The organism is Pseudomonas sp. PB106 (assembly GCF_009764645.1).
Lineage (GTDB): Bacteria > Pseudomonadota > Gammaproteobacteria > Pseudomonadales > Pseudomonadaceae > Aquipseudomonas.
Window position 1 is genome coordinate 1 of record NZ_RWIM01000023.1, and the last position, 8050, is coordinate 8050.

5 protein-coding genes are annotated in these 8050 nt (G+C 59.4%); 3 read left to right on the forward strand and 2 right to left on the reverse strand.

All coding sequences use genetic code 11. The annotated features are described in order from the left end of the window. Window positions 1-224: 224 nt before the first annotated feature. Window positions 225-440 (reverse strand): ribosome modulation factor, encoded by a 216-nt coding sequence (gene rmf / locus EJA71_RS04515; RefSeq protein WP_003223300.1) that lies wholly within the window; start codon window positions 438-440, stop codon window positions 225-227. Between the two features lie 532 nt (window positions 441-972). On the opposite strand from rmf, the gene rlmKL reads away from it, so the two are divergent. Together rlmKL and EJA71_RS04525 are read left to right on the forward strand one after the other, a co-directional pair. Next, a complete protein-coding gene (gene rlmKL, locus EJA71_RS04520) occupies window positions 973-3243 on the forward strand; it encodes a bifunctional 23S rRNA (guanine(2069)-N(7))-methyltransferase RlmK/23S rRNA (guanine(2445)-N(2))-methyltransferase RlmL (RefSeq protein WP_158954665.1) in 2271 nt (756 codons plus the stop codon). A gap of 145 nt (window positions 3244-3388) precedes the next feature. Continuing rightward, complete coding sequence (locus tag EJA71_RS04525; RefSeq protein ID WP_158954667.1) at window positions 3389-5770, forward strand: diguanylate cyclase; 2382 nt, start codon at window positions 3389-3391, stop codon at window positions 5768-5770. A gap of 137 nt (window positions 5771-5907) precedes the next feature. Here EJA71_RS04525 and dacB read toward each other — a convergent pair whose 3' ends face one another. Next, window positions 5908-7368 carry a D-alanyl-D-alanine carboxypeptidase/D-alanyl-D-alanine-endopeptidase gene (dacB, locus tag EJA71_RS04530; protein WP_158954669.1) on the reverse strand — a complete coding sequence of 487 codons (1461 nt, stop codon included), beginning with the start codon at window positions 7366-7368 and terminating at the stop codon, window positions 5908-5910. A gap of 234 nt (window positions 7369-7602) precedes the next feature. Here dacB and EJA71_RS04535 point away from each other — a divergent pair, with 234 nt between their 5' ends. Continuing rightward, the gene (locus EJA71_RS04535; protein WP_007916365.1) at window positions 7603-7947 is read left to right on the forward strand and encodes a YggL family protein; all 345 of its coding nucleotides are present in this window, start codon (window positions 7603-7605) and stop codon (window positions 7945-7947) included. Window positions 7948-8050: the final 103 nt, after the last annotated feature.

Consider the following 8050-nt stretch of genomic DNA (forward strand, 5'->3'; position numbering starts at 1 on the left):
ATCTTTTGATCTTGTTTTTAGAATCAAGATCAAAAGATCGCAGCCTTCGGCAGCTCCTACAGGGGTAGTTGCCCGCCAATCGAAAGGTGGGTGCCAGTCGAGTTGGCAGGCATAAAAAAGGGCTCCTCGAAGGAGCCCCTGGGCCGTAGCCCGCCGTCCGGGAAGGACGTGCGTGGTTAATTCGTTACAAATTCAGATTGTCGTGTCGGAATTAATGCCCTGTGTCAGCCGACGGCGTGAAGTTCGTTGAGTCTGTGGATTCCCGCAGTGCCGGTCATACCGTCCCAGTTGTCGCCGCGTCCTTCTCGCCAGCCGTTAATCCAGGCTTGACGTACCGACGGTAGAGTAAATGGGCAAAGCTCACGGGATTTGCCACCAACGCCATATTGATATCCGCGCAAAAATGCTCTTTCCAACGGATCACGCTTAAGTCTTCTCATAGGGTGTTTCCCTCACTTGTTGACTGTTTTGTGTCGCGTTGACCTCAACTGAGGTCTGGCAGAAAAAACCTGCCATGGTGCGGCTCGCTGCCGGCGTCGCGAGCCAAGGTGTTGACGCCGTTGCGACGTCAACCTGTGATCAGTTCTAACCAATGAGTCACAGCGATGGAATGACCGTTTTGTCATAAGGACGTAACGAAAAGGGTGCTATAGCGATAAGTAACTGCGTATTTATTGAATGTTTATTGGGCAAACCCCGGTATGATCGGCCCCCCGCTGGATGATGGGCTTAATTCTTTAGTGAGAATGACCCACGTTTGCGCTGGGGTACTATTCGACGAAGGGTCGCTTTAAGACTTTTTGTTGCATCAACTTTTTTATCTGTCCCGGCATCTAAGCTCTTTTAACCCGAGCAGCGGGGATGGAACGGCACACCTTCGTGCCACGCGGGCGTTCTTTTAGAAAAGCGCCTGATTGAAAACCGGGTCGGCAATGCGTTGCCGATTCACTAGCCAAAGGCTCTGGAAATACCATGTCCGACCGTTTCGAACTCTTCCTCACTTGCCCCAAAGGCCTTGAAGGCCTGCTTATCGAGGAAGCCGTCGGGCTTGGCCTTGAAGAAGCGCGCGAGCACACTTCCGCCGTGCGTGGCATGGCAACCATGGAAACCGCTTATCGCCTGTGCCTCTGGTCGCGTCTGGCCAACCGGGTGCTGCTGGTGCTCAAGCGTTTCCCGATGAAAGACGCTGAAGACCTTTACCACGGTGTGCTCGACATCGAATGGCAGGATCACATGCTCAGCGACGGCACCTTGGCCGTCGAATTCAGCGGCCACGGCTCGGGCATCGACAACACTCACTTCGGCGCCCTGAAAGTCAAAGATGCCATCGTCGATAAACTGCGCACCCCGCAGGGCGACCGTCCGTCGATCGACAAGCTCAATCCGGACCTGCGCATTCACCTGCGTCTGGATCGCGGCGAAGCGATTCTCTCCCTCGACCTTTCCGGGCACAGCCTGCACCAGCGCGGCTATCGCCTGCAGCAAGGTGCGGCGCCGCTGAAGGAAAACCTCGCGGCGGCGATCCTGATCCGTTCCGGCTGGCCGCGCATTGCCGCTGAAGGCGGCGCGCTGGCTGACCCGATGTGCGGTGTCGGTACGTTCCTCGTCGAAGCCGCGATGATCGCCGCCGATATGGCACCGAACCTGCGTCGTGAGCAGTGGGGATTCACCGCATGGCTCGGTCACGTCCCGGCGCTGTGGAAAAAACTTCACGAAGAAGCCGTCGAACGTGCCGCTGCCGGTCTGGCCAAGCCGCCGCTGTGGATTCGCGGTTACGAAGCCGACCCGCGTCTGATTCAACCGGGCCGCAACAACGTTGAGCGCGCCGGCCTGAGCGAGTGGATCAAGATCTACCAGGGCGAAGTCGCGACCTTCGAGCCGCGTCCGGACCAGAACCAGAAAGGTCTGGTGATCTGCAACCCGCCGTACGGCGAGCGTCTCGGCGACGAAGCCAGCCTGTTGTACCTCTACCAGAATCTCGGCGAGCGTCTGCGTCAGGCCTGCCTGAACTGGGAAGCGGCGGTGTTCACCGGCGCGCCCGATCTGGGCAAGCGCATGGGCATCCGCAGCCACAAGCAGTATTCGTTCTGGAACGGCGCGCTGCCGTGCAAGCTGCTGTTGATCAAAGTGCTGCCGGATCAGTTCGTCACTGGCGAGCGTCGTACCCCGGAACAACGTCAGGCCGAGCGCGAGCAAGCGGCTTACGATCTGACCCCGGACGAGCCGCAAGAACGCAAATTCAACAAGAACGGCAACCCGATCAAACCGACGCCAGCCCCGGCCCCGGTGATCGAACAGCCGCGCTTGAGCGAAGGCGGGCAGATGTTTGCCAACCGTCTGCAGAAGAACCTCAAGGCCATGGGCAAGTGGGTCAAGCGCGAAGGCATCGATTGCTACCGCGTCTACGATGCCGACATGCCTGAATATGCAATGGCGATCGACCTGTACCACGATTGGGTGCACGTTCAAGAATACGCCGCGCCGAAGTCGATCGATCCGGAAAAAGCTTCGGCGCGCATGTTCGATGCGCTGGCAGCGATTCCGCAGGCACTTAACGTCGACAAGAGCCGCGTCGTGGTCAAGCGCCGCGAGCGCCAGAGCGGCACCAAGCAGTACGAGCGTCAGGCTGCTCAGGGCAAGTTCAACGAAGTGACCGAGGGCGGCGTGAAGTTGCTGGTCAACCTCACCGACTACCTCGACACCGGTCTGTTCCTCGATCACCGCCCGATGCGCATGCGCATCCAGAAAGAGGCGGCCGGCAAGCGCTTCCTCAATCTGTTCTGCTACACCGCAACGGCCAGCGTGCACGCGGCCAAGGGCGGTGCACGCAGCACCACCAGCGTCGACCTGTCGAAGACCTACCTCGACTGGGCGCGCCGCAACCTGTCGCTGAACGGTTACTCGGACAAGAACCGTCTGGAGCAGGGCGACGTGATGGCGTGGCTGGAAAGCTGCCGCGAAGAATACGACCTGATCTTCATCGATCCGCCGACCTTCTCCAACTCCAAGCGCATGGAAGGCATCTTCGACGTGCAGCGTGACCAGGTGCAGTTGATCGACCTGGCCATGGCCCGTCTGGCACCGGGCGGCGTGTTGTACTTCTCCAACAACTTCCGCAAGTTCCAGTTGGAAGAGAACCTCGCCGAGCGTTACGCGGTCGAGGAAATCAGCGCGCAGACCATTGATCCGGATTTTGCCCGCAACACCAAGATCCACCGCGCCTGGAAAATCACGGCTCGTTGACGCTCGGCCAAGTTGGATCCACAGAGCCTTGATTTTTAAAGGCTCCGTGGATCCTCCCGCGCTAGCTAAATTAGTGGCTAATAGCTATAACTCACACACGGTCAATGGGGTTTTCCCGTAAATGCTGGCGTAGTGAGTTGTTCTTATGTCGTTGCACCCCGTGCGCCCAAAAATTCTGGGTTTTATCAGCGAAGACGTCTCGGCCTGGCTGGTCGCGCTGCTGGTATTGCTCGCCGGCGGGATTCTCACGGGGCTGCTCGCCTGGGGCACGCTCAATCAGTTTCAGCAACAAACCCGTCAGCGCTTTCAACTGCTGGCCAATGAACGATACAGCCGTATCGAAGAACGTTTTCAGGATCAAGAGCAACGCCTCGACGGTCTGCGCCGTTTCTTCGCCAACTCCGAATCGGTGTCTCGCGCCGAATTCGACGGTTACACCCACCCTTTATTACTGCGTACCCAAGCCTATTCCTTTGCCCTGAAGGTCAGCGGTGCCGAGCGCGCAGCGTTTGAACAGCGCGTACGTGACGAAGGCCTGAGCAACTTCACCCTGCGTGAACTCAACGCCCAGGGCGAACTACAACTGGCGGACGAGCGCGATGAATACGTGCCGGTGCTGTACAGCCAGACCCAGAGCCGTCTCGGTTCGCCATTGGGCTATGACTTGCTGGCCCAGCCGTTACGCCGCGACACCCTGCAACGCGCCGATAAACTCAATAGTCTGACGGTCTCGCAGCCGCTGCATCTGGTCAGTATCGAACCGTCCTATGCACGCGGTGTGCTGTTGGTGGCCCCCGTCATCCGCGAGGGCGAACAGCAGTCGTTCGGCTACGTGATGGCGGTGATCAGCATGCGCCAGTTGCTGGCTGATGGTTTGCCGGATGCCTTCCATGACTACCTGTCGGTACGAATTCTTGATTTATCGACCAATGATCAGCACGAGGTGTTGTTCGAGTCGACCAACGAACCGGCCCCCAGCGATCTGGCCGCAACGCGCCTGTTGCGCATGGCCGATCACGATTATCAGGTCGATATCCTGCCGAGCGATGCGTTCGTTCAAGGCAACCATTCGTCGGTTAGCAGCGTGGTCATTCTCGGTGGCTTGCTCAGCGTGCTGCTCAGTGCGCTGTTGTATGTGCTGGTCAGTCAGCGTCAGCGCGCCTTGCGCATGGTCGAGCAACGCACCCAGGAGTTACATGAGCGCGAACAGGAGTTGCGCGGCACCCACGGGCAATTGCGCGGTGTCTTGAATGCCGCGACGCAAGTGGCAATCATCGCCACCGATTTGCGCGGGGTGATCAACACCTTCAACCCTGGCGCCGAACAAATGCTCGGTTACAGCAGTGCCGATGTCGTCGGCCACATGACCCTGGAAAACCTCCATCTGCCCCGCGAACTGACGGCCCGCGCTGCTGAATTGAGTTCGCGCTACGGCAAAAGCATCCCGACCTGCCACGCGATGCTGGTCGAGGGCGGCGAAGTCGGCGGTCACGAAGCGCGGGAGTGGACGCTGGTGCGCAGCGATGGCAGTCATATTCCGGTGAACATGCTCGCCACCCCGGTGCTCGATGAACAGGGTTTGTGGGTCGGTCATCTGGCGATCTGCATCGACATCACCGAGCGCAAACGCGTGCACGAAGTGCTGGCGGCGCGGGATGTGTTGCTGAAGAAACTCAGCGCGCACGTGCCGGGCGGCATCTACCAGTTCAAGATGGAATTCGACGGGCGTTTCAGCGTGATCTATGCCAGCGATGGCATCCGTGAAATCTACGAGCTGGAGCCGGATGTGCTGCTGCTCAACGCCGAGGCGATCTTCACCCGGATTCATCCGCAGGACACCACGCGCGTGCGCTCGTCGATTCGCGCCTCGGCCGATAGCCTCAGCCCGTGGCGCGAGGAATACCGCGTGCAACTGCCTGCACGCGGCCTGCGCTGGGTGCGCGGCGAAGCGACGCCGGAAGAACTGCCGGGCGGTGGCGTGCTGTGGCACGGCTACATCTCGGACATTTCCGATTTGAAGCGCGTGGAAGAAGAGCTGCGCGCCTTGTCCGTGACGGATTCTTTGACCGGCATTCACAACCGCCGCTACTTCCAGGAACGCCTGACCACGGAAATGGCCCGGGTCGAGCGCGGTGGTGGCGAGCTGTCGGTGATCATGCTCGACATCGACCACTTCAAACGCATCAACGACCAGTACGGTCATGCCGTCGGCGACCGGGTGTTGCAAGCGGTGTGCGAGCGCATCGGTCACCGTTTACGCCGCACCGATGTGTTCTGCCGTTTGGGCGGCGAGGAATTCATGGTGCTGTGCCCGGACATCGACGGCGAGCACGCGCACATGCTGGCAGTCGAGTTGTGGCAAGGCTTGCGCGGCGCGCCGGTGGATGTGGTCGGCGTGGTTACAGCGAGTTTCGGTATCGCCAGTTGGCGAACGGGGGAGGGCGCGGATGCGTTGCTGTTGCGCGCGGACTCGGGGGTGTACATGGCAAAGCAGCGCGGGCGCGATCGGGTCGAGCAGATGAGCTGATCCTCGATACACCACAAACCTGTGGGAGCTGGCTTGCCAGCGATAGGGTCATTCCAGTCAGCCTATTCGTTGACTGACACTCCGCTATCGCTGGCAAGCCAGCTCCCACAGGGTTTTGTGGTATTGCTAGAACGGCGTTACAGGACCGAAGCCGTCTGCGGCAAGCGCGGTTGCTTGTAGAGGTCCAGCAGCACCTGATCCAGCACCGACGACGCACCAAACGGTGCCTTGTCGTTGAGGATCGCCACCACCGCCCAGGTGTTGCCATTCACGTCACGGCTGAAACCGGCAATCGCTCGCACAGTGTTGAGGGTGCCGGTCTTGACGTGCGCTTCGCCGCGCATCGCCGTGGTTTTCAGACGCTTGCGCATGGTGCCGTCGGTGCCGGCGATTGGCAGCGAACTGATGTATTCGGCGGCGTACGGGCTGTGCCAGGCGGCTTGCAGCATGCTCGCCATTTCACGGGCGCTGACGCGTTCGGCACGGGACAGTCCGGAGCCATTCTCCATCACCAGATGCGGCGCGGTGATGCCTTTCTTGGCCATCCACTGACGCACTACACGTTGCGCCGCTTTGGCGTCGTCACCGTCGGCGTCGTTGCGGAAGCGCTGGCCAAGGCTGAGGAACAGCTGCTGGGCCATGGTGTTGTTACTGTATTTGTTGATGTCGCGGATGATTTCCGCCAGATCCGGCGAGTAGGCGCGCGCGAGCAGTTTGGCGTTGCTTGGCGTCGACGCCAGACGATCCTTGCCCTGAATGCTGCCACCCAGTTCTTTCCAGATCGCGCGCACGGCGCCGGCGGTGTAGGTCGCGTGATCGAGCAGCGACAGGTAGGTCTGCGAGCTGCAACCTTCGCCCAACTGGCCGGCAACGGTCACGGTCACGCTGCCATCGGCTTCGGGCACCGGGTTATAGCGCACGCCGCCGGTGCATTGCTTGGAGGGCAGGGCTTTAACAGTGTTGGCGATCTTTACGCTGGCGATCGGCGGCTCAACCGAAATCAGCACCCGGCCATTATCGTTGCGGGCGACAAAGCGCAGGGCCTTGAGGTTGACCAGCAGCGAGTCGGGTTTGACCAGGAACGGTTTGTTCTCGTCATTGCCGTCATCGTTGAATTCCGGCAGCACCGGCTGCACGAAGAAGTTGCGGTCGAGGATCAGGTCGCCGGTGATCTGGGTCACGCCGTTGGCGCGCAAGTCGCGCATCAGCAGCCAGAGTTTTTCCATGTTCAGCTTCGGATCGCCGCCACCCTTGAGGTAGAGGTTGCCGTTGAGGATGCCGCCGTTGAGGTCGCCGTCAGTGTAGAACTCGGTTTTCCACTGATGATTGGGGCCGAGCATTTCCAGCGCCGCGTAAGTGGTCACCAGTTTCATGGTCGAGGCCGGGTTGACCGAGACGTCGGCGTTGAACACGGTCGGCGTGCCCGGGCCGTCCAGCGGCACCATCACCAGCGACAGGGCGCTGGGCTGCAATTTGCTCGCCTTGAGGGCTTTTTCAACGTTGGGGGTCAGGGAAGTATTGATGGCGGCAGCAGAAACATTCAGGGCCAGAGGAAGAAGAAGGCCGGCGAGAAACAGTGGACGCAACGATTTGATCATATGAAATAAAACCCTACAGCCGAGGGGGAAAAAGACGAGGACATGGATGAAAAAGCCCTCAGTGGTCACGAAAGTGTCGGCATTATGCCCCAAGGTGTAACCGATTGTGCCGTCCTCGGGGTGGCGATTCGTTGATTTTTTTACAGGCGGTCGGCGGCTGTGTCCAGAGAGGCGGGCAATCGATTGCTTAAACTGGTAAAGTGCCCGCCGTATTTACTTAAGAGGATTGTTCCAATGGCGACTAACCGTTCCCAGCGTCTGCGCAAAAAACTGTGCGTTGATGAATTTCAAGAGCTGGGTTTCGAACTGAACCTGGACTTCAAAGAAGACTTGTCCGAAGAAGCCATTGACGCTTTCCTCGAAGCATTCATCAAAGAAGCCATGGAAGCCAACGGTCTGGGTTATGTTGGCGGCGACGACTTCGGTCTGGTATGCCTGCAGAAGCGTGGCTCGGTCAACGAAGAGCAGCGCGCTGCCGTTGAAGCCTGGCTGAAAACCCGCTCCGAGCTGACCAAGTATGAAGTCAGCCCGTTGCTGGACGTTTGGTATCCGGAAAAGCCGATCAACGCGGCTAAGTGATACTGAAAAAAACGGCGACCTGAGGGTCGCCGTTTTTTTTGGTGGATCAAAAGATCGCAGCCTTCGGCAGCTCCTACATGGCAAAGCTGTACAGCTTGTAGGA